Origin of the sequence: Kitasatospora sp. NPDC101155 (assembly GCF_044768305.1) — a bacterium.
Taxonomy (GTDB): domain Bacteria; phylum Actinomycetota; class Actinomycetes; order Streptomycetales; family Streptomycetaceae; genus Kitasatospora.
Genome location: NZ_JBIWPN010000001.1, coordinates 19149 through 39009 on the forward strand (window position 1 = coordinate 19149; position 19861 = coordinate 39009).

Here is a 19861-nt window from a genome sequence, read left to right on the forward strand (position 1 = left end):
CCCCCCCCACGTCCCCACGCGCGGCCCCCGCCGAGGCACGGTTCCCCCGTCGCCCGGCAGTGCGGGCCGCCGAGCTCCGATCGGAGACCCCGCATCATGCGTTCCCTTCCCGCCCGCCGTCTCGCCGCCGTCGCCCTGACCGCTGCCGCCTCCGTGGTGGCGCTGGCCGGCCCCGCCTTCGCGCACGTCACCGTGAACCCGGGTTCGGCGGCCCAGGGCGGCTACACGGCCGTCGACTTCCGGGTGCCGAACGAGAACGACACGGCGAGCACGGTGAAGCTGGAGGTCAACCTCCCGATGGACCACCCGCTGGCCTCCGTCCGGACCCTGCCGCTGCCGGGCTGGACCGCGAACGTCGAGAAGTCCAAGCTCGACAAGCCGATCAAGGTGCACGGCAACGACGTCACCGAGGCCGTCTCCAAGATCACCTGGACCGCCGACGCCGGCACCAAGATCGCCCCCGGCCAGTTCCAGGAGTTCCGGGTCTCGCTCGGCCCGCTGCCGACCGACGCCGACAGCATGGCGTTCAAGGCCCTGCAGACCTACGACAACGGCGATGTCGTCCGCTGGATCGACGAGGCCCAGGCCGGCCAGCCCGAGCCGGCCCACCCGGCCCCGGTCCTGAAGCTCACCAAGGCCGCCGGTGGCGACGACCACGGCGTCGCCGCCTCCGCCTCCCCGGCCGCCGGCACCCACGGGGACAGCTCCGACCACGCCGCCGCCGCCGGCGACACCAAGTCCAGCGACAGCACCGCCCGCACCCTCGGCGTGGTCGGCATCGTGGTCGGCGTGATCGGCACCGCCGTCGGCGTGCTCGGCCTGCGCCGCAAGGGCAGCGGCTCCACCTCCTGATCCCCGCGCCGGCGGGGCCGTGCCCATACCCGGGTACGGCCCCGCCGGCGGTCCACCGCAGACGATCGGAACACCCCATGCCCCGCACCGCCCGTACGAACGGCGCCACCCGCACCACCCGGCTGGCCGGCGCCGCCGCCCTCGCGCTGGCCGCCGCCCTGACCCTCTCCGCCTGCGGCTCCTCCGGCGGCGGCTCGACCGCCGCGAAGGTCACCCAGCAGAAGGAGGACACCCCGTACCAGGGCACCAAGCTCGCCAAGAACTTCGAGAAGCCCGACCTCCAGCTGACCGACACCTCCGGCCAGCCCTACGACCTGCGGCAGCAGACCAACGGCAAGACCACGCTGCTGTTCTTCGGCTACACCAGCTGCCCGGACGTCTGCCCGACCACCATGGGCGACATCGGTGTGGCGATGAAGGCGCTCTCGGCGGAGGACCGGAAGAAGATCAACGTGGTCTTCGTCTCCACCGACCCGCAGCGCGACACCCCCAAGGTGCTGCGCACCTGGCTGGACTCGATGGGCAGCGACTTCACAGGCCTCACCGGTGACCTGGGGAAGGTGAAGACCGCCGCCAAGTCGCTCGGCATCATGATCGAGGACCCGGTGGTCAACGCGGACGGCACGGTCACCTCCACCCACGGCGCCCAGGTGCTGGCCTTCCTCCCCTCGGACGACAAGGCACACGTGCTCTACATGAGCGGCACCGAGGAGAAGACCTACGAGCACGACCTGCCGCTGCTCGCCAAGGGGGTCGCGGCGTGACCGAGCGAAGCGAGGTCACCATCGAGAGGAGCGTGTCGACGACGGGCAGCCGACGGTTCCGCCGGTCGGCCCTGCTGGGCGCCGTGGTCGCCACCGCCCTCGGCGGCGGCGCCATCCTGGCCGCCTGCGGGACGGGCGGCCAGGGCGGCGCCGGCGACGCGGGCCCGGCGAAGCTGAGTGTGGCCGACTCCTACATCCCGCTGCCCCCGGCCGGCGGGATGGGCGCCGGCTACCTGACCGTCCGCAACGACGGTGGGCCGGACCAGCTGGTCAAGGTGACCAGCCCGGCCGCCGACTCGGTCACCATGCACCGCTCGACCACGTCGACCATGGAGCAGGTGAACAGCCTGGACGTGCCCGCGCACGGCGCGTTGCAGCTCGCCCGCGGCGGCACCCACCTGATGATCATGGGGTGGCAGAAGGCGCCCACCCTGGGCGACGAGCTGGAGCTCGACCTCACCTTCGCCAAGTCCGGCACCATCTCGGTCAAGGTGCCGGTCAAGGAGCTCACCTACCGGCCCGGCCAGAGTTAGGGAATCCGCCAGCATGCAGAAGGCCTCGCACCGCCGGACCGCCCCCCTACGCATCGCCCCCCGACGCATCGCCCCCCGACGCATCGTCGGAGCGCTCGGAACGCTCGGCGTGCTGCTCGCGCTGATGCTCGCCGGCGCCGGGCCGGCCTCCGCGCACGCCACCCTGGACTCCACCGACCCGCGGCAGAACTCGGTGGTCGCCACCGCCCCGCAGGCGGTCACGCTGACCTTCAGCGAGACGGTGTCGCTGTCCAGCGACTCGGTCCGGGTGCTGGACCCGGCCGGCAAGGCCGTGGACGCCGGCAACCCGGCGCACGCCGACGGCCAGGGCAACACCGCCCGGGTCGCGCTGAACAGCGGGCTCGCCAACGGCACGTACACGGTGGCCTGGCGGGCCGTCTCGGAGGACTCGCACCCCGTCGGCGGAGCGTTCACCTTCTCCATCGGTGCCCCCTCGGACACCTCGGTGTCCGCCACCGCGCTGCAGGGCGCCAAGGCGGACGGCCTGGTCGCCGCGCTGTACGGCACCGGGCGCACCGTCGCGTACGCGGCGTTCGCGCTGCTCGCCGGGGTGGCCGCGTTCGTGCTGATCTGCTGGCCGGCCGGCGCGACCCGGCGTCCGGTGCAGCGACTGCTGATGACCGGCTGGACGGCGCTGCTGGCCTCGACCGTCGCGGTGCTGATGCTGCGCGGCCCGTACGAGCGCGGCTCGGGCATCGGGAAGGCGCTCGACCTGTCGCTGGTGCGCGCCACGCTGGACGAGCGGATCGGCACCGCGCTGGCCGCCCGGCTGCTGCTGCTCGCGGCGGGCGGGATCTTCCTGTCGCTGCTGGTCGGGCAGTTGGGGCTGCCGCAGCGGCCCGCCCCCGCGAAGGCCGGGGAACCCGACGAACACGACGAGGACGCCGAAGCCGCCGAGTTGCGCGAGCTGGAGCAGCGGGCCGCCGAGCGCCCGCAGCGCGAGGCCCGGCTGGGCCTGGGCGTGGCCGGGCTGGTGCTGGCGGTCGCCCTCGCGGCGACCTGGGTCGGCGCCGACCACGCCTCGGTGGGCATCCAGGTCTGGCTGGCGCTACCGTTCGGCGTCCTGCACCTGATCGCGATGGCGCTCTGGCTGGGCGGGCTGGCCTCGCTGCTGGTCGGGCTGCGCGAGGGCGTCGGCGCCGAGGTGGTGGACCGCTTCTCGAAGGTCGCCTTCGGCTCGGTGGCCGTGCTGGTCGTCACCGGGATCTACCAGTCCTGGCGGGGCCTGGGCAGCTGGGGCGCGTTGACCGGCACCGAGTACGGACAGCTGCTGCTGGTGAAGACCGGCTGCGTGGTCGTCATGCTCGGCGTCGCGTGGATCTCCCGCACCTGGCTGACCCGGCTGCGCTCGGCCCCGGCCGAGGCGGCGGAGGTCGAGCGGGCCGAGGTGCGCGAGCCGGTCGACGTCGCGGCGCACGACGGGGACCCGGTCCGGCAGGCGCAGCTGGCCCGGCAGCAGGCCGCCCGGGCGAGCGCCGGACGCGACCGCGGGCTGACCCCGACCCGGGCCGGGCTGCGCCGCTCGGTGCTGGTCGAGGCGCTGGCCGCGGTGGCGGTGCTGGTGGTCACCACGATGCTCACCAACTCCCCGCCCGGGCGGGTGGCGGGCGAGATCAAGGCGGCCGGGAACGCCGCCCCGGTGGCCGGCGGATCCGCGGCGGCTCCGCAGACCGAGCCGGGCCGCACGGTGGAGCTCAAGCTGCGGTACGACACCAAGGGCCGGACGCCGAACGCCAAGGGCACCGCGACGGTCACCCTGAACCCGGCCAGGACCGGCCCGAACGAGGTGAAGCTCGCGCTGGACGGCACGGACGGGAAGCCGGTGGACGTCCCGGAGGTGCAGCTCGCCTTCACCCTGCCGGACCGCGACCTGGGCCCGCTGCCGGTGGCGCTGACCCCGGAGGGCACCGGCCGCTGGAGCGGCACCGCGCAGCTGCCGCTGGCCGGCACCTGGGTGGTCTCGGTGCAGATCCGCTCCTCGGACATCGACCAGACCACCCCGACCCAGCAGTTCAAGGTCGGGTGAGCGCGGTGGACCAGAAGGAGAAGGGCCCGGCGGGCTTCACCCGCCGGGCGCTGCTCGGCACGGCCGGCGCCGGACTGCTGGTCGGCGCCGGGGCCGGGGCGGCCGGGGCGGCCTACGACCGCCCGTCCGACGACCGGGCGGGCCGGGCCGGCCAGGGCGGCGCGCTCGGCGCGGGCCGGGTGCCGTTCCGCGGCGAGCACCAGGCCGGCATCCTCGAACCGCAGCAGACCAGGGTCCAGCTGGCCGCCTTCGACCTGGCCGACGGGGCCGGCCGGGACGGGCTGCGCACCCTGCTGCAACGCTGGACCAAGGCGGTGGACCGGCTGACCGCCGGGGAGCCGGCCGAGGAGTTCGACAACCAGGTCGCACTCGATGCCGGGCCCTGCTCGCTCACCGTCACGGTCGGCTTCGGCGCCGCGCTGTTCGACAAGGCCGGGCTGTCCGACCACCGCCCGGCGGCGCTGGAACCGCTGCCCGCCTTCACCGGCGACGCGCTGGACCCGGCGCGCGGCGACGGCGACCTGTTCGTCCAGATCGGCGCCGACGACGCCCTGGTGGCGGTGCACGCGCTGCGGACGCTGCAGAAGCTGGCGGCCGGGACGGCCGCGCTGCGCTGGCAGGTGGCCGGCTTCGCCCGGACCCCCGGGGCCACCGCGCGGCCGATGACCGGGCGCAACCTGATGGGCCAGATCGACGGCACCAACAACCCCAAGCCGGGCGAGGACGGTTTCGCCGGCAAGGTGTTCTGCGCGACCGGCGGGGACCAGCCGGCCTGGCTGGCCGGGGGCTCGTACCTGGTGTTCCGGCGGATCCGGATGCTGCTGGACCACTGGGAGGAGCTGCCGGTGGAGCGGCAGGAGCGGGTGATCGGGCGGCGCAAGGCGGACGGTTCGCCGTTGAGCGCTCCGGCCGGCTCCGGCGAGGGCACCGCGGTGGACCTCTCCGCACAGGGCCAGGACGGCGCTCTGGCGATCCCCTCCGACGCCCACGTGCGGGTCGCGGCCCCGGCCGGCAACGGCGGGGCGGCGATGCTGCGGCGCGGCTTCTCGTACCACGACGGCCTGCTGCCGGACGGCTCGCCGGACGCCGGGCTGCTCTTCCTCGCCTTCCAGGCCGACCCGCGCAAGGGCTTCACCCCGGTGCAGCGCAAGCTCTCCCGGGGCGACGGGCTCTCCCGCTTCCTGCGGCACGAGGCGAGCGGGCTGTACGCGGTGCCGCCGGGCGTGCCGGCCGGAGGTTACCTCGGGCAGCAGCTGCTGGAGGGGTAATTCGAGGACTGCGGTCCCGGCCACTGAAACGCTTTCATGCCGGGGCCGCGGAATCGTTATGGTGACTGTTTCGGCGAACCCCGCTCATGCGGCACCCCGCTCAGGAACCGTCCCACTGGCAACGGAGGCGTCATGTCGGCCACCCGCTACACCTACCTCGGCCCGGCCGGCACCTTCACCGAGGCGGCGCTGCACACGCTGCCCGAGGCGGCGACCCGGGAGCTGGTGCCGCTGTCCTCGGTGGCGCTGGCGCTGGACGCGGTGCGCGGCGGGGAGGCGTCCGGGGCGTTCGTGCCGATCGAGAACTCGGTGGAGGGCGCGGTCACCGCGACCAACGACGAACTGGCCGCCGGCACGCCGCTGATGATCTACCGCGAGGTGCTGCTGCCGATCGCCTTCGCGCTGCTGGTGCGGCCGGGCACCGAGCTGTCCGGGATCAAGACGGTGACCAGCCACCCGGTGGCCCAGCCGCAGGTGCGCCGCTGGCTGGCGGCCAACCTGCCGGACGCCACGTGGGAGTCGGCCGCCTCCAACGCGGACGGCGCCCGACTGGTCGCCGAGGGCCGGTGCGACGGGGCGTTCGCGGGCGAGTTCGCGGCGCCGATCTACGGGCTGGACCCGCTGGTCAAGGAGATCGCGGACGCGCAGAGCGCGACCACCCGGTTCGTGCTGGTCGGCCGCCCGGGGCGGGTCTCCTCGCCGACCGGCGCGGACAAGACCTCGATGGTGGTCTGGCTGCCGGACGACCACCCGGGTGCGCTGCTGGAGCTGCTGCAGGAGTTCGCGGTGCGCGGGGTGAACCTGATGCGGATCGAGTCCCGGCCGACCGGCGAGGGACTGGGCAACTACTGCTTCCTGATCGACTGCGAGGGCCACCTGTCCGAGCGCCGGGTGGCCGAGGCGATGATGGGCCTCAAGCGGATCAGCCCGCAGGTGCGGTTCCTCGGTTCCTATCCGCGCGCCGACCGCCAGGTGTCCAAGCACCGGCGGCCGGGGACCTCGGACGAGGATTTCGCCGCGGCGGCGGACTGGCTCTCCCGCGCGCTCGACGGGCGCGGGGACATCTGAGCCCGGACATCCGGGCGACATCTCTTGTCTTTCTGACCTTTTCCGACTGTTATCGACCGGGCCGACCAGCCGGGGCGGGCGACCGTTCCCGTCGTCCACAGGGGCGCCCGGAGCCGGAGGCCGCTGTCCACAGGCCTCCCCGCTGTCCACAGGCGAAAGTTATCCACAGGCCTGGGGATGAGTCGACAAACCGGTATAGCCATTGCACAGAACTGGTCGGACCATCGGTTTGCGTCGCAGAGATGACTAATCGGACCAGAGTCACCCGCTTGACCGCAAATCACCCGTCCGAGTGCTTCAATTCCCTCACCCGAGAGGGTCGAATGAGGTTTGAAACCTCAATTCCGTGGTTCCGGTGAGCGGACGCCGATCCTCCCCATCAATCCACAGCCCCGGCCCCAGAGCTGTGGATAACCCGGCCCCGGAGAGTTCCCCACAGGAGTTATCCACAGGCTCGGGCGAGTTATCCCCAGGGGAAACCGGTACCGGTGGAGGAACGCCCGCCCGGTACGCTAGCCCTGTGATTGACCTTCGCCTGCTTCGTGAGGACCCTGACCGAGTACGCGCCTCGCAGCGCGTCCGTGGCGAGGACGTCGACGTCGTCGACGCCCTCCTCTCCGCCGACGAGCGGCGCCGGTCCTCGGGCAGCCGCTTCGACGAACTGCGCAACGAGCAGCGGGTGCTCGGCAAGCAGGTCGCCCAGGCCAAGGGCGAGGAGAAGGCTGCCCTGCTGCAGCGCACCAAGGACCTGGCCGCCGAGGTCAAGGCCGCGGACGCCGAGCAGAGCGCGGCCAAGGAGGAGGCGGACCGCCTGCTCCGCTCCCTGGCGAACCTCATCGACCCGGCCGCCCCGGTCGGCGGCGAGGAGGACTTCGTCACCCTGGAGGAGATCGGCACCCCGCGCGACTTCGCCGCCGAGGGCTTCGAGCCCCGCGACCACGTCGAGCTGGGCCAGCTGCTGGGCGCGATCGACACCGAGCGCGGCGCCAAGGTCGCCGGTGCCCGCTCCTACTACCTGACCGGCGTCGGCGCGCTGCTGGAGCTCGCCCTGGTCAACATGGCGATCTCCCAGGCCACCGCGGCCGGATTCATCCCGATGATCACCCCGGCCCTGGTCCGCCCGGCCGCCATGGACGGCACCGGCTTCCTCGGCCAGGCCGCCGAGAACGTGTACCACCTCGGCGACGAGGACAAGTACCTGGTCGGCACCAGCGAGGTCCCGCTGGCGGCGTACCACATGGACGAGATCATCGACGCCGAGAAGCTGCCGCTGCGCTACGCCGGCTACTCGTCCTGCTTCCGCCGCGAGGCCGGCACCTACGGCAAGGACACCCGCGGCATCATCCGCGTCCACCAGTTCGAGAAGGTGGAGATGTTCGTCTTCACCACGCCCGAGGACGCGGAGAACGAGCACCGCCGCCTGCTCCAGTGGGAGAAGGACTTCCTCAACGCGCTGGAGCTGCCGTACCGGGTGATCGACGTCGCCTCCGGCGACCTCGGCTCCTCGGCCGCGCGCAAGTTCGACATCGAGGCCTGGATCCCCACCCAGGGCAAGTACCGCGAGGTCACCTCGACCTCCAACACCACCGAGTACCAGGCCCGCCGCCTGTCGATCCGGATGCGCGAGGAGGGCAAGACCCGCCCGCTCGCCACTCTGAACGGCACCCTGGTCGCCGTCCCGCGCACCATCGTGGCCATCCTGGAGAACCACCAGCAGGCCGACGGCTCGGTCGTCGTGCCCGAGGCGCTGCGGCCGTACCTCGGCGGACGCGCCGTCATCGAGCCGGTCAAGTGACCTCCAGTGCACACCCGAACGGTGGCGACCTGCCCTACCGGCTGGTCGCCACCGATCTCGACGGCACCCTGCTGACCAGCGAGGAGACCGTCTCCGAGCGCACCCGCGCCGCGCTGGCCGCGGCCGTCGGCGCGGGCGCGCTGCACATCATCGTGACCGGGCGCTCGGCCGTCTGGGCCCGCCCGGTCTTCGACGAGATCGGCTACACCGGGATAGCGGTCTGCGGCCAGGGCGCCCAGGTCTACGACGCGGGCGCACACAAGCTGCTCACCTCGCTCACCCTGGACCGCCGGCTCGCCGCGCTCGCGATCGAGAAGATCGAGGCCGAGACCGGCCCGCTGGCCATCGCCGCCAACCAGGACGGCCTGGACGGCCAGGTGCTGGCCGGCCCCGGCTACGACCTGCTGATCGGCTCCGACCTGCCGGTCGTCCGGGTCGAGCGCGACGAACTGCTCGCCTCCCCGGTCAGCAAGCTCTACATCCAGCACCCCGGCCTGACCGACGACGCCCTCGCCGAGGCCGCCCGGCACGCCGCAGGCGGACTGGTCGGCGTGGTGATGGCCGGGGCCGGCGTGGTCGAACTGCTGCCGCTGGGCCTGTCCAAGGCCACCGGCCTGGCCGTCGCCGCCCGCCGCCTGGGCGTGCGCGCCGCCGACACCATCGCCTTCGGCGACATGCCCAACGACGTCCCGATGTTCGGCTGGGCCGCGCACGGCGTGGCCATGGCCAACGCGCACGAGGAACTGCTCGCCGTCGCCGACGAGGTCACCGCGAGCAACGACGAGGACGGCGTCGCCGCCGTCCTGGAGCGGCTCTACTCGGCCCTGCCGTAGATCGTTCGAGGACGCTGGAATCCCGCCGGGGGGATTCCATGCTGATGTCAAGTTCCCTACGGGCCAAGACCGTTGTGGCCGCCGTCGCCGTTGCCGCGCTGTCGGCGGGGTGCACGTCGTCCGCGAAGGCCCCGGCCGCCGCCCGGTCGGCGTCGGCCTCGACCGCCGGCGGATCGTCCGGCGCCCGAGGGCCGCAGCCGGCTCAGCAGTTCACGGTGCCCGCGCCGACCTGCAAGCCTCCCGCGGGCGGTGCCCCCGGCGACACGGACTGCACCAGCTCCACCCTCTTCATGGTGCAGAACTCCGTCACCACCTGGTCGTACCAGGAGAACCCCGAGGGCGAGAGCTCCGGTCACACCCTCACCAGCGGCGAGGAGAAGCGCGGCCGCGGGCCGGGCCTGGAGTACCGGATCGCCCACTGCGCGGACGGAACGCCCATGGCCGCGATCATGGGCCTCCTGATGCGCGCCGCGAGCCAGGTCGACTCCCCGCCCGCGACGCTCGCCGAGTGCGCCACCCGCACCCCGGCGATGCCGTACACGAAACTGTCCACGCCCATGCCGGTCACCGACCTGATCGGCAAGAAGCTGTGCGGCAGCGACGACCCGGACAACAACGCGTACTACTTCGCGATCGAGGCGGCCGGGCCGCCGAACGCCAACGGGGCGCCCGACCTGCGGATCACCTTCGTCGCCTACGGGACGCCGTCCACCGACGACTGATCGTCCAAGGCCCGAGCAGTTGTAGGATGACCGGGCAAGTGGTTGTAGGATGACCGATGACCGATCAGTGGTGTGCGAAGGGAGGCCCGGCATGAGCGGCGACGGCACCGGACTGCAAGCCGCCGGGCGGCGCTCCCTGGTGGACACCGCGATCGACCGGCTGCGCGAGCAGCTGGCCGGCGGGACCTGGCCGGTGGGGTCGCAGATCCCCACCGAGCACGAGCTGGCCGAGCAGCTGCAGGTCGGGCGGAACACCGTGCGGGAGGCGATCCGGGTGCTGGTGCACGCCGGGATGCTGGTCTCCCGGCAGGGCGAGGGGACCTTCGTACGGTCCACCAGCGACCCGGCGGCGGTGCTGCGTGGCGTCCAGCGCTCGGGCATCCGGGACGTCCTGGAGGTCCGCGCCGCGCTGGAGACCGAGGGCGCCCGGCTGGCCGCGCTGCGGCACACCCCCGAGGACGTCCTGCGGATGCGGGCCGCGCTGGCCCGTGAGGCCGAGGTCTTCGCGACCCACCCCGAGCGGGCCGCCCGCGAGGCCACCGTCGAGCACGACCTGGAGTTCCACACCGCCGTCGTCGAGGCCGCGCACAACCCGGCCCTGGCCGAGGTGTACCGCTACTTCGGCGCCTCCGTGCACGAGGCGATGACCTCCGCCTTCGGCGACCACGAGATGCCCGAGGCGTCCGTGGCCACCCACGAGGCGCTGGTGGACGCGATCGAGAGCGGCGACCCGGACCGCGCCGAGGCCGCGTGTCGGGCGCTGCTCGCCGAGCCCACCGCGGCCGTTGAGCAGCTGCTCACAGCCATCGCGGCCCGGAAGTAGGACGGCGCAAGCCCCCTTCCGTCCTCCCCGCGGCCGGCCGGGCCCCGCTCCGTCGTGCCCGCGCCGCCCCCCCTGATCCACGAAAGAACAGCACACCCATGGCCGTCACCCGTGCCCAGCAGCCGGTGGTCACCACCCCTGCCCCGCTCCCCCTGCGCTCCCGGCTGGCCCACCCCGCCCTGCTGCTGACCGGCATCGTGCTGGTCGCGCTGAACATGCGCGCCTGCCTCGCCGCGATCTCCCCGATGGTCGGCGAGATCCAGCGCACCTTCGGGCTGTCCACCACCGCGAGCGGGCTGATCACCACCGTCCCGGTGCTGTTCCAGGGCGTCGGCGCCCCGCTCACCCCCCGGCTGACCCGCCGCTTCGGCGCCGAACGGGTGGTGCTCGGCGCGGTGCTGGTGCTGGGCGCGGGCGTGCTGCTGCGGGTGCTGCCCTCGGTGTACGCGCTGTACGCGGGCTGCGTGGTGATCGGCGTGGCCATCGCGGTGCTGAACGTGTCGATGCCGGGCCTGGTCAAGCGGGAGTTCCCGGACCGCGCGGCGACCATGACCGGCGTCTACTCGACCACCATGCTGGTCGGCGCGACCCTCGCCGCCGGAACCTCCGTCCCGCTGGAGCACGCGCTCGGCGGCGGCTGGCGGGCCTCGCTCGGCGCCTGGTCGCTGCTCGCCCTGGTCGCGGCGGTGGCCTGGCTGCCGCAGGTGCTGCGCTCCCGGCAGGAGAAGGCGGCGGTGGCCGCGGCCACCCAGCCGGGCAAGCCGATCGAGGGCATCTGGAAGTCCCCGCTGGCCTGGCAGATCAGCCTGTTCATGGGCATCTCGTCGCTGCTGGTCTACATCCTGGTCGCCTGGATGCCGACCATCCTGGCCGACCACGGCATGGACCGTGGCCAGGCCGGCCTGGTCTTCGCCTTCTCCAACCTGCTGCAGGTGGGCGGCGCCTTCCTGGTGCCGCTGATGGCCGGCCGGATGACCAACCAGCGCGCCCTGGCGGTGACCATGGCGGCCCTGAACGGGCTCGGCATCGCCATGCTGCTGGTCGCGCCGGTCTCCGCCGCCTGGGCGTCGGCGGCCGTCCTCGGCGTGGCCCAGGGCGGTTCGCTGGGCCTGGGCCTGGCGTTCATCGTGCTGCGCACCGGCACCGCGGCCGGCGCCGCCCAGCTGGGCGGGATGTCCCAGGCGATCGGCTATCTGGTCGCCGCGGCCGGCCCGGTCGGCGCCGGTGCGCTGCACCAGCTCACCGGCGGCTGGGAGGCCACGCTGATGCTGATGCTGGTGCTCGTCCTGGTGGTCGGCGCGGCCGGCTTCGGCGCCGGGCGCAACCGGACCCTCTGAACCGTCACTCCTCCGCGGCGAGGGTCAGCCCGGCGAGCTTCACCGAGGCCAGCACGGCCGCCGCGACGGTGACCACCAGCAGCAGCGGCACGGCCACGCCGAACGCGACGTCGGCGCCGACCGCGGTGTCCCCGGCCACCGCCTCGGCGACCGCCCGGCCCCACTGCTGGATGCTCAGCGTCCGGGCGCCCTCGACGAAGTTGCCGATCAGCGACTCCCAGATCAGCGCGTACGCCAGCCCGGCCACCACCGCGTGCCGGGTGACCGCGCCGAGCAGCAGGAACAGCGCGCTGTACGCGACCCCGGCGACCAGCACCGCGACGGTGTAGCCGAGCGCCACGCCGTCCTTCGTGCCGTACAGCAGCAGCCCGGAGACCAGCGTCGGGACGGCGGCGAACACCCAGACGGTGCCGATCGCGACGGACAGCTTGGTGGTGACGATCTGCCGGCGCGGCAGCGGCTTGGCCAGCAGGTAGACGATCGAGCCGTCGTCGATCTCGGTGGCGATCACCCCGGTGCCGACCACCAGGCCGAGGATCGGGACGAGGGTGCCGAGGTCCAGCTGGCCGAGGATCTTCACGGTCAGGCTGTGGGCGTCGCCGCTCGACCCGGCGGCGATCGCCGAGACGATCAGCAGCAGGGCCGGGGCCACCAGCAGCAGGGCGCCGCGGCGGCGGCCGAGCAGGCCGCGCAGGGTCAGCCTGGCGACGGTCGGGTTCATGGTCGGTCGGCCCCTTCCTGGGTCCGGTTGGTGACGTGGATCAGGCGGAGGGTCATGCCGAGACCAGGTACGAGAAGACGCTCTCCAGCGACTCGTCCGCCGGGGAGACGGTGTACAGCCGGATGCCGGCCTCCCGGGCGACCCGGGGCAGCAGGGTGGTGAAGCCCTGGAAGTTCACCGCCTCGATCCGCAGCGCCCGCTCCCGCTCGTCCACCTCGATGCCGGTGGTGGAGCCGTCGGCGATCAGCGCGGCGGCGAGCCGGCGGTCGTCGCTGGAACGGACCACGTAGCGGTGCGGGCGGTCGGTCATCAGCCGCCGGATCCGGCGGAAGTCGCCCGAGGCGGCGTGCCGACCGGCCACCACGACCTCGATGTGCCGGGCCAGCTGCTCGACCTCCTCCAGGATGTGGGAGGAGAACAGCACCGTCCGGCCGTCCGCGCCGAAGCGGCGCAGCAGCTCCATCAGCTGGAGCCGCTGGCGCGGGTCCATGCCGTTGAAGGGCTCGTCCAGCAGCAGCACGGCCGGGTCGTGGACGAGGGCCGAGGCCATCTTGACCCGCTGCTTCATGCCCTTGGAGTACGTCCCGGTGCGGCGGTCCTTGGCGGACGCCATCTCGACCAGGTCCAGGGCGCGCCGGGCAGCGGCGCCGGGCTGGGGCAGGCCGTGCAGCTCGGCGTTGGCGAGGACGAACTCCCAGCCGGTCAGGTAGTCGTACATCGACTCCCGTTCCGGGACCAGACCGATCTGCCGGTACACCTGCTGGTTGCGCCAGATCGGCGCGCCGTCCAGGGTGACCGCGCCGCTGGACGGGGCGAGGAAACCGCTCATCATGTGGATGAGGGTGGACTTGCCCGCGCCGTTGGGCCCGAGCAGGCCGGTGATGCCGGGGCCGATCGACATGGTGATGTCGTTGACCGCGACCACGTTCCCGAACCAGCGGGAGACCTTGTCGATGCTGATGGTGGCCATGCCGCCCTCTCAGACGTTCCTGCTCGGACGTTCCTGCTCAGACACTGCGGTTAATCAGACGCGGCTGTAGCGGCGCAGCAGGAGGCGGTACGAGCCGACCACCATCGCCACCGCGACCAGTGCGAACACCACCAGGCCCAGCCCGCCCGGGGCGTGCCGGCGGTCGAGTCCGGTGCCGAGGTCGAACACCTCGTTGACCACGGCCTCCACCAGGCCGTTGGGCGAGATCAGCGCGGTCCACTGGGCGGCGTCCGAGCCGCCGGGAGTCGGGTTGCCGATGCCCACCGCGATCGCGGCCACCGCCGAACTGACCGCCAGGTAGCCCATGATGGCCGCCACCCCGAAGCCCCGGCGCGGGGTGCTCGCCGCGATCACCAGCGCGACGGAGGTCGGCACCAGGGCGTACAGCGCGGCCGCCGCCAGGCCGTACAGGAAGTGGCCGGTGTTGTGCGCGAAGTCCATCCCGCCGAGCAGCGCACCGATGTACAGCACCAGCAACGGTGCTGCCATCAGCAGGAGTTGGGCGCAGGCCATGGCGGCGAACTTGGCCCGGACGTAGTCGGTGCGGGTGATCGGGCGGGAGAAGTAGAGCGGGACGGTGTGGTACCGGAGGTCCCGGGAGAGCAGCACCGGCGCCTGGGAGGCCAGGAAGACCGAGACCACCAGGCCGAGGCTGGAGAGGTAGCCGGCGTACTCGACCGGGAGTTCGTCCCGCTTCATGGAGAGCGCGACCGCCACGAAGATCACCGCGGGGACGGTGACCACGCCGAGCATCAGCATCGGCAGCACCTTGGACCTGCCGGAACGGCCGAGGCCGTAGGCGGCGCGCAGGCTCTGGGTGAAGAGCGCGCGGGTCGCGTAGGCGCGGCCGAGCCGGGGGCCGGTGTAGCCGCGGTAGCCGATGTCGTGGATGACACCGGTGTCGGCGGGCCTGGTGTCAGGAGGCTGCGGCATCGTCCGTCCCTCCCCTGCTCTCCTGGTCCTGCTGGGTGTCGGTGAAGAGTTCGGCGACCCGGTGGCGGCGCTGCTCCAACCGGACCAGGCCCAGGCCCAGTTCGGCGACGGTGTCGCGGATGATGTCGTAGGTGTCCTCACCGGCCAGCCGGACCAGCAGCAGGTGCGAGCCCTCGGACTGGACGGTGAGGCCGGCCGCGGCGAGGCGTTCGCGGACCTCGGTTCCGGGCTCGGCGACGGCGTCCTCCGGAGCGTCGGTGACCTCGACCGCGAGGACGGCCGTCGCCTCGGTGAAGGAGGCGGTGGAGGAGGAGCGCAGCAGCTTGCCGCCGTCGATGACGACCAGGTGGTCGCAGGTGCGCTCCAGCTCGCCGAGCAGGTGGGTGGTGACCAGCACCGAGATCCCGAAGTCGGTGTGCACCCGGCGGATCAGCCCCAGCATCTCGTCCCGGCCGGCCGGATCGAGGCCGTTGGTCGGCTCGTCCAGCAGCACCAGCCTGGGGTCGTGCACCAGCGCCTGGGCGAGCTTGACCCGCTGCTTCATGCCGGTCGAGTAGCCGCCCATCGGGCGGTACCGCTCCTCGTACAGGCCGACGTGCCGCAGGGTGTCCGCGGTGCGCTCACGGGCGGCGGTGGCGGGCAGTCCCGCCATCCGGGCCATGTGCACCACGAACTCGGTCGCGGAGACGTCCGGTGGCAGACAGTCGTGCTCCGGCATGTAACCGACCCGCTCGCGGATCTCGGAGCCCTGGGTGGCGACGTCCAGGCCGAGCACCTCGCCGCGGCCGGAGGTCGCCGGGGCGAGCCCGAGCAGGATCTTGATCAGGGTGGACTTGCCCGCCCCGTTGGCCCCGACCAGCCCGACGACCCCGGGCTGCACCTCGACGGTCAGCTGGTCGAGGGCGGTGACCCGGGGGAACCTCTTGGTCAGACCCTCGGTCTTGATGACAGCAGTGGACACACGCTCAACGTAACGGTCTTGCGCCGCAAGGGCCATGAGCGGGAATGACGAACCCTCCTGCTCCTGCGGTATGACACCGGGCCGGATCTCCCCTAGGGGCGCGGACATCGGCGACCCGGCGCACTCCGTCGACCCCCAAGGACCCGCGCTGGAAGGCGTACCAGGACCTGCAGAAGAACCTGGGTCTCAGCCTCGCCACCGCGACCCGCAGCAGCAACGAACCGCACCTGTCGGACGAGTGGGCGGCGGCGCTGCGCAAGGCCGGTGCGCAGAAGGTGTGGGACAAGCCGTACCGGGCCTCCGGCCTGGACTACCAGCCGTACGGCTACCAGGTGCTCTCCGGCATCCTGATGAACGGGAACTACGACGCCAGGTTCATCAACCCGATCGCGGAGCACGTCACCCAGCTCGACACCCAGGACAGGTACTGGCCGGCCCCGCCGCCCGGTTCCAAGGTGCACGGCTTCAACCTGATCGGCGGCGACGAGGCGGGCTCCGGCTTCCGGCCCACCACCGCGATCCTGGAGGCGCTCGCGCACAGCCCGGAGGCGTCCACCAAGTTCTTCACCGAGCAGCCGACGGCGTACAACGAGGACGGGACGGTCAACCCGAACGGCAAGGCGAAGCCGACCAGTTACTTCAACTACTACGTCCACGAGAAGGACTGGACACCGGACACCACCTCCCGGGACTCGAAGGTCTGGGACGCGAGCAAGCAGGCCGGCCCGGCCGCCCTCGGCCGCGCCCTGGAGGCCGCCACCACCGGCCACCCGTACGACGAGCCGGCCGCCGAGCCGCCCGTCAAGCACACCGCCGAGAAGCTCGGCTGCGCCAACGGCGCCGATTCGCTCACCGTGCAGTGAGCGCCCCGGCGCCGTGCCCGACGTCGCGTCAGGAGCTCGGACGCTCCCACATCTCGACGACCTTGCCGGAAGCGTCGATCGCCACCTTGTAGGCGCCGGCCGAGCAGGGGTACGAGCCCTTCTGGTTGCCCGGGGTGGCGATGCACTCGTTGATGTGCTTCGCCAGGTCGGCCGCGTTGACGTCCTTCGGCGCGGCCACGACGGACTTGAGGTGGCCCTTGGCGGTGGGCGCGAACGGCGCGGTCTTCTCGGCGCCCACCGCCTCGAAGTTGACGTCGTCGATGCCGCAGGCGTCCTTGGTGTCCTTGTAGGCCAGCGTCGTCGCGCTGGTGCCCTTCACCGGGATGATCCACTTCTGCCCGGCGGGCAGCGGGGCGCTGGTGCAGAAGCCCTCCGGGCCTCCGTCGGTGGGCTTGCCGGTCGGGGCCGGCTTTGCCGTGCCGGTGGCGGGGGCGGCGGTCGGCGAGGCGGCGCCGCCGGTGGCGGGCGCGGCGGTGGCGGTGGTGCCGCCCGCGCCCTGGTCCGACGAGTCGTCCGGGCCGCAGGCCGCCAGGGCGAACGCGGCGGTGGTGACCAGAGCGGCGGCGAGCAGCCTCCTGGAAGCAAACATGACGAAAGAACCCCCGTTTAACACATGATCAGATGCAGGTGCGGCGGACAGACTAGCGCCTCACCCCGACGGCCCCCGGAGATCACCGTCCGGCCGGGAGCCCGCCGGCGCGGACCGTCGACATGGCGACCTGCCCGGGCACCGTCCACCTCAACACCGACGACCCGGGCGCCCTGGAGGCCGACTACCGGGCGCTCCGCGAGCTGGAACTCGCCGGGCTGTACGGCTGAGCCGCCGGGCCTGCGGGCGTCCCGACCGGTGCGGATGCGCCTGCACCGGCCCGGGCGCTCGGGCGCTCAGCCGCGCGTGCGGACCTCGTTCCGGATGGTCAGGATGCCGCTCTCGTCCTCGTAGGAGGCCTGCGCCGTCATCGAGGCGATCCGGCCGAGCATCGGCTCTACGAGGCTGCGATCGCGAATCCCAGCACCACCGCAGCCGAGACCACCACGGCGCCGGGCGCGAGGTCCGCCTCCGAGACGCTGGCCGGGTCGCCGTGTCCCCGGTAGCGGCCCGCACCGATGCTCTCGGGATCGACATCCTCGATGTGGACCACCGCGCCCAGCCTGACGCCCGCAGCCGTGGCGTACAGCTCGGCCTTCGCCCTGGCGGCGCGCACGGCGTTCTCGCGGGCCTTGGCTCTCAGCTCGGGCTTGTTGCGCACATCGAAGTCAACGCCTTCCAGCTGGTTCGCTCCGGCATCGACCGCAGCGATCAGAAACGGTTCGAGGGAATCGAGGTCGTGGTACTCGATGGCGAACGCGGCCTGGCAGCGGTAGCCGAGGAACTTCCGGTCCGCACCGTAGCCGCTCCACGCGGTCTGGAGGTCCAGCCGCGATGTCGATACCTGCGCATCCGGCACATCATGCGTCCGGACTGCTTCGCGCAGGTTGGACATCGCGGCGCGAGCGGGGCCAAGGGGGCCCCGTTCCACCGGACGGACGCAGACTGGACCTGGGAACAGGAGCGCGCCCGCGTCTTCGCGCGCTACCGGGAGAGCTGATCACGCCCCCTGTCCCGTGGTCGCGATGTGTCCGGAGGACACATCGAAGACGCCCTGCGCACGCAGGCTCGCGATATCGGCCTCCAGACCGGCCCGGGTCTCCTTGGTCACCCGCTGCCAGCCGAAGAACTCGCATGCCTGACGCACCAGTTCGCCCTGGGACATACCAGGGCACTCGTTGGCCAGCTCCACCAGCGCACGCCACTGTTCCCTGGGGGCGACGTGGACGAGCTTCCGCGCCGCGTGGCGCCCTGGACGGCGCGCCGCCGGGTCGCCATCGCGCACCAGGTCGATCAGCGGAGTTGAGCTGGGGCTTCGGTGGCGAGCCACTCGAAGACGGCGAGGTCGTTCTCGAAGATCGAGTCGGGCACCGGCCAGTGCAGCACGACCTCGTCGATGCCCAGCTCCTGGTAGGTGGGGGTGCACGGCCCCTGGGCGTGCGAGCCTCTTCGATGTCCAGGGGCCGGCTCCGCCCGGCGGCGCGGGCGGAGCGGGGCTGCCGTTCAGGAGGAGAGGCGGTTCAGCGCTGCGGTGGCGATGCCTTCGACGTAGGTCGGGCGCCTGCTCCACGACTCCAAGTCGATCCTCAGCGACCAGTGGGAGTCCGTCGAGTACGCCTCCCGCACCCGCGGTCTCGACGCCCCGGACCTCGCCCTGCTGACCGACGGCCTCCGCGCCGAGCGCGAGCAAGGCATCACCGTCGATGTCGCGTACCGCTACTTCAGCACCGCCCGGCGCAGGTTCATCCTCGCCGACACCCCCGGCCACACCCAGTACACCCGCAACATGGTCACCGGAGCCTCCACCGCCGACGTCGCGGTCCTCCTCGTGGACGCCCGGCGAGGCATGGGCGAACAGACCTGGCGGCACGCGGCAATCGCCTCTCTGCTGCGGACACCCCGGATCGTTCTCGCCGTCAACAAGAGAGCTCAGAACCGCGGAGTCGCTCCCGGCGGACGCGTTCTCCCTCCACCCGGTGACCGGATCGTTCATCCTGGTGGATCCGCAGGACGGTGCGACCCGCGTGGCCGGGATGGTAACGGCGGAAGCAATGGCCGGGTACTCGCCCGAGGTTGTCGACAGTCCTTCAAGTACCATATGAGCATGGGACCATTGGAGCCGAATGTACCTCAGCTCATCATCGGACTTGTCTGCTTTTTCCTGATTTTCGGGATTCTCGGAAAGCTGGTGCTTCCTCGTATCGAGAAGACGCTGGCTGAACGCCATGACGCCACCGAGGGCGGCGTCGAGCGGGCCGAGACGGCTCGCGCCGAAGCCCAGCGCGTCTACGAGGAGTTCCAGTCGGAGCTCGCCGCCGCCCGGCACGAGGCCGCGCAGATCCGGCAGACGGCCACCGAGGAGGGCGCGGCTCTGATCGCGCAGCTCCGGGCCGAGGGTCAGGAGCTGCGGAACCGCATGGTGTCGGAGGCCCAGGTCCAGCTTGCGGCCGACCGGGTCGTCGCCGAGGCCGAGCTGCGTGAGGACGTGATCCGTCTCGCCGGCGACCTGGCGGGCCGCATCGTCGGCGAGCCGCTCGCCGACCTTCCGCGGACGCGCGCGATCGCCGACGACTTCTTCGTCGAGCTCGACACGAAGACGACCACGCGCTCCTGAGTTCCTGCACGCACTTCCCTACCTGCGGCTTGGGGACCGGGCGGTGGGAAGGCAACGAACCCCACCCCATACCAGCCCCACACGCGGCCCGGGATCGGCGGGCGGCGGGTGTAAAAACTCCCACAC

At 72.4% G+C, this 19861-nt stretch carries 20 protein-coding genes and 2 pseudogenes; 14 read left to right on the forward strand and 8 right to left on the reverse strand.

The genetic code is table 11. The features are described from left to right. Positions 1-96 precede the first annotated feature (96 nt). The 11 genes from ACIRYZ_RS00115 (at position 97) to ACIRYZ_RS00165 (ending at position 12042) form a co-directional block, all read left to right on the forward strand. The gene (locus ACIRYZ_RS00115; protein ID WP_402937491.1) at positions 97-852 is read left to right on the forward strand and encodes a YcnI family protein; all 756 of its coding nucleotides are present in this window, start codon (positions 97-99) and stop codon (positions 850-852) included. 77 nt (positions 853-929) lie between these two features. After that, positions 930-1616, forward strand: coding sequence for an SCO family protein (locus tag ACIRYZ_RS00120; RefSeq protein WP_402937494.1), 687 nt, complete (start codon positions 930-932; stop codon positions 1614-1616). Further along, entirely contained in the window at positions 1613-2149 is a 537-nt protein-coding gene (locus tag ACIRYZ_RS00125; RefSeq protein ID WP_402937496.1) for a copper chaperone PCu(A)C, read from the forward strand. The genes ACIRYZ_RS00120 and ACIRYZ_RS00125 overlap by 4 nt, the downstream gene beginning before the upstream one ends. Before the next feature lie 13 nt (positions 2150-2162). Next, positions 2163-4196 carry a FixH family protein gene (locus tag ACIRYZ_RS00130; protein WP_402937499.1) on the forward strand — a complete coding sequence of 678 codons (2034 nt, stop codon included), beginning with the start codon at positions 2163-2165 and terminating at the stop codon, positions 4194-4196. 5 nt (positions 4197-4201) lie between these two features. Then, on the forward strand, positions 4202-5464 hold the full coding sequence (gene efeB / locus ACIRYZ_RS00135) for an iron uptake transporter deferrochelatase/peroxidase subunit (protein ID WP_402937501.1): 1263 nt from the start codon (positions 4202-4204) through the stop codon (positions 5462-5464). 132 nt (positions 5465-5596) lie between these two features. Further along, a complete protein-coding gene (gene pheA, locus ACIRYZ_RS00140; protein ID WP_402937504.1) occupies positions 5597-6532 on the forward strand; it encodes a prephenate dehydratase in 936 nt (311 codons plus the stop codon). Between the two features lie 520 nt (positions 6533-7052). Further along, positions 7053-8327: a serine--tRNA ligase gene (gene serS / locus ACIRYZ_RS00145; protein WP_387618966.1), complete on the forward strand. Its 1275-nt coding sequence runs from the start codon at positions 7053-7055 to the stop codon at positions 8325-8327. Beyond that, complete coding sequence (locus tag ACIRYZ_RS00150) at positions 8324-9160, forward strand: HAD family hydrolase (protein ID WP_402937507.1); 837 nt, start codon at positions 8324-8326, stop codon at positions 9158-9160. The genes serS and ACIRYZ_RS00150 overlap by 4 nt, the downstream gene beginning before the upstream one ends. Before the next feature lie 44 nt (positions 9161-9204). Further along, complete coding sequence (locus tag ACIRYZ_RS00155; RefSeq protein WP_402937510.1) at positions 9205-9882, forward strand: hypothetical protein; 678 nt, start codon at positions 9205-9207, stop codon at positions 9880-9882. A 91-nt stretch (positions 9883-9973) separates the two neighbouring features. Then, positions 9974-10705 (forward strand): FadR/GntR family transcriptional regulator, encoded by a 732-nt coding sequence (locus ACIRYZ_RS00160; RefSeq protein WP_402937513.1) that lies wholly within the window; start codon positions 9974-9976, stop codon positions 10703-10705. Between the two features lie 98 nt (positions 10706-10803). Then, positions 10804-12042, forward strand: coding sequence for a CynX/NimT family MFS transporter (locus ACIRYZ_RS00165; RefSeq protein ID WP_402937515.1), 1239 nt, complete (start codon positions 10804-10806; stop codon positions 12040-12042). 4 nt (positions 12043-12046) lie between these two features. Here the strand turns inward: ACIRYZ_RS00165 and ACIRYZ_RS00170 are convergent, their stop codons facing one another. Genes ACIRYZ_RS00170 through ACIRYZ_RS00185 form a run of 4 tightly spaced genes read right to left on the reverse strand, consistent with a single transcriptional unit; the run spans position 12047 to position 15684 of the window. Continuing rightward, a complete protein-coding gene (locus ACIRYZ_RS00170; protein WP_402937518.1) occupies positions 12047-12763 on the reverse strand; it encodes an ABC transporter permease in 717 nt (238 codons plus the stop codon). A gap of 52 nt (positions 12764-12815) precedes the next feature. Beyond that, a complete protein-coding gene (locus ACIRYZ_RS00175; RefSeq protein ID WP_402937521.1) occupies positions 12816-13733 on the reverse strand; it encodes an ABC transporter ATP-binding protein in 918 nt (305 codons plus the stop codon). Positions 13734-13787: 54 nt separating this feature from the next. Continuing rightward, entirely contained in the window at positions 13788-14687 is a 900-nt protein-coding gene (locus tag ACIRYZ_RS00180) for an ABC transporter permease (protein WP_402937523.1), read from the reverse strand. Then, entirely contained in the window at positions 14671-15684 is a 1014-nt protein-coding gene (locus tag ACIRYZ_RS00185) for an ABC transporter ATP-binding protein (protein ID WP_402937525.1), read from the reverse strand. Before ACIRYZ_RS00185 ends, ACIRYZ_RS00180 begins: the two co-directional genes overlap by 17 nt. A gap of 239 nt (positions 15685-15923) precedes the next feature. Between ACIRYZ_RS00185 and ACIRYZ_RS00190 the strand changes: the two genes are divergently transcribed. Then, positions 15924-16511 (forward strand): hypothetical protein, encoded by a 588-nt coding sequence (locus ACIRYZ_RS00190; RefSeq protein WP_402937528.1) that lies wholly within the window; start codon positions 15924-15926, stop codon positions 16509-16511. A gap of 28 nt (positions 16512-16539) precedes the next feature. Here the strand turns inward: ACIRYZ_RS00190 and ACIRYZ_RS00195 are convergent, their stop codons facing one another. From ACIRYZ_RS00195 to ACIRYZ_RS00210, 4 genes and pseudogenes are all read right to left on the reverse strand, one after another. Continuing rightward, entirely contained in the window at positions 16540-17121 is a 582-nt protein-coding gene (locus ACIRYZ_RS00195; protein WP_402937531.1) for a hypothetical protein, read from the reverse strand. A gap of 397 nt (positions 17122-17518) precedes the next feature. Next, entirely contained in the window at positions 17519-18016 is a 498-nt protein-coding gene (locus tag ACIRYZ_RS00200; protein WP_402937533.1) for an SIMPL domain-containing protein, read from the reverse strand. A 105-nt stretch (positions 18017-18121) separates the two neighbouring features. Continuing rightward, on the reverse strand, positions 18122-18406 hold the full coding sequence (locus tag ACIRYZ_RS00205; protein ID WP_402937536.1) for a hypothetical protein: 285 nt from the start codon (positions 18404-18406) through the stop codon (positions 18122-18124). 8 nt (positions 18407-18414) lie between these two features. Then, positions 18415-18534: pseudogene (locus ACIRYZ_RS00210) on the reverse strand (LLM class flavin-dependent oxidoreductase); the annotation flags it as partial. 139 nt (positions 18535-18673) lie between these two features. On the opposite strand from ACIRYZ_RS00210, the pseudogene ACIRYZ_RS00215 reads away from it, so the two are divergent. After that, a pseudogene (locus tag ACIRYZ_RS00215) lies at positions 18674-19045 on the forward strand (GTP-binding protein); the annotation flags it as partial. Between the two features lie 180 nt (positions 19046-19225). Further along, positions 19226-19735 (forward strand): F0F1 ATP synthase subunit B, encoded by a 510-nt coding sequence (gene atpF / locus ACIRYZ_RS00220; RefSeq protein ID WP_402937539.1) that lies wholly within the window; start codon positions 19226-19228, stop codon positions 19733-19735. The last annotated feature ends 126 nt before the right edge of the window (positions 19736-19861 follow it).

Excerpts from the sequence above, each read along its gene's own strand:
- ACIRYZ_RS00155 (WP_402937510.1), top strand. The coding sequence starts at position 9,205 with ATGTCAAGTTCCCTACGGGCCAAGACCGTTGTGGCCGCCGTCGCCGTT.
- ACIRYZ_RS00130 (WP_402937499.1), top strand. The coding sequence starts at position 2,163 with ATGCAGAAGGCCTCGCACCGCCGGACCGCCCCCCTACGCATCGCCCCC.
- ACIRYZ_RS00115 (WP_402937491.1), top strand. The coding sequence starts at position 97 with ATGCGTTCCCTTCCCGCCCGCCGTCTCGCCGCCGTCGCCCTGACCGCT.
- ACIRYZ_RS00175 (WP_402937521.1), bottom strand. The coding sequence starts at position 13,733 with ATGGCCACCATCAGCATCGACAAGGTCTCCCGCTGGTTCGGGAACGTG.
- ACIRYZ_RS00165 (WP_402937515.1), top strand. The coding sequence starts at position 10,804 with ATGGCCGTCACCCGTGCCCAGCAGCCGGTGGTCACCACCCCTGCCCCG.
- ACIRYZ_RS00180 (WP_402937523.1), bottom strand. The coding sequence starts at position 14,687 with ATGCCGCAGCCTCCTGACACCAGGCCCGCCGACACCGGTGTCATCCAC.
- atpF (WP_402937539.1), top strand. The coding sequence starts at position 19,226 with ATGGGACCATTGGAGCCGAATGTACCTCAGCTCATCATCGGACTTGTC.
- ACIRYZ_RS00200 (WP_402937533.1), bottom strand. The coding sequence starts at position 18,016 with ATGTCCAACCTGCGCGAAGCAGTCCGGACGCATGATGTGCCGGATGCG.
- ACIRYZ_RS00195 (WP_402937531.1), bottom strand. The coding sequence starts at position 17,121 with ATGTTTGCTTCCAGGAGGCTGCTCGCCGCCGCTCTGGTCACCACCGCC.
- pheA (WP_402937504.1), top strand. The coding sequence starts at position 5,597 with ATGTCGGCCACCCGCTACACCTACCTCGGCCCGGCCGGCACCTTCACC.
- ACIRYZ_RS00185 (WP_402937525.1), bottom strand. The coding sequence starts at position 15,684 with ATGGCCCTTGCGGCGCAAGACCGTTACGTTGAGCGTGTGTCCACTGCT.
- ACIRYZ_RS00170 (WP_402937518.1), bottom strand. The coding sequence starts at position 12,763 with ATGAACCCGACCGTCGCCAGGCTGACCCTGCGCGGCCTGCTCGGCCGC.
- ACIRYZ_RS00160 (WP_402937513.1), top strand. The coding sequence starts at position 9,974 with ATGAGCGGCGACGGCACCGGACTGCAAGCCGCCGGGCGGCGCTCCCTG.
- ACIRYZ_RS00120 (WP_402937494.1), top strand. The coding sequence starts at position 930 with ATGCCCCGCACCGCCCGTACGAACGGCGCCACCCGCACCACCCGGCTG.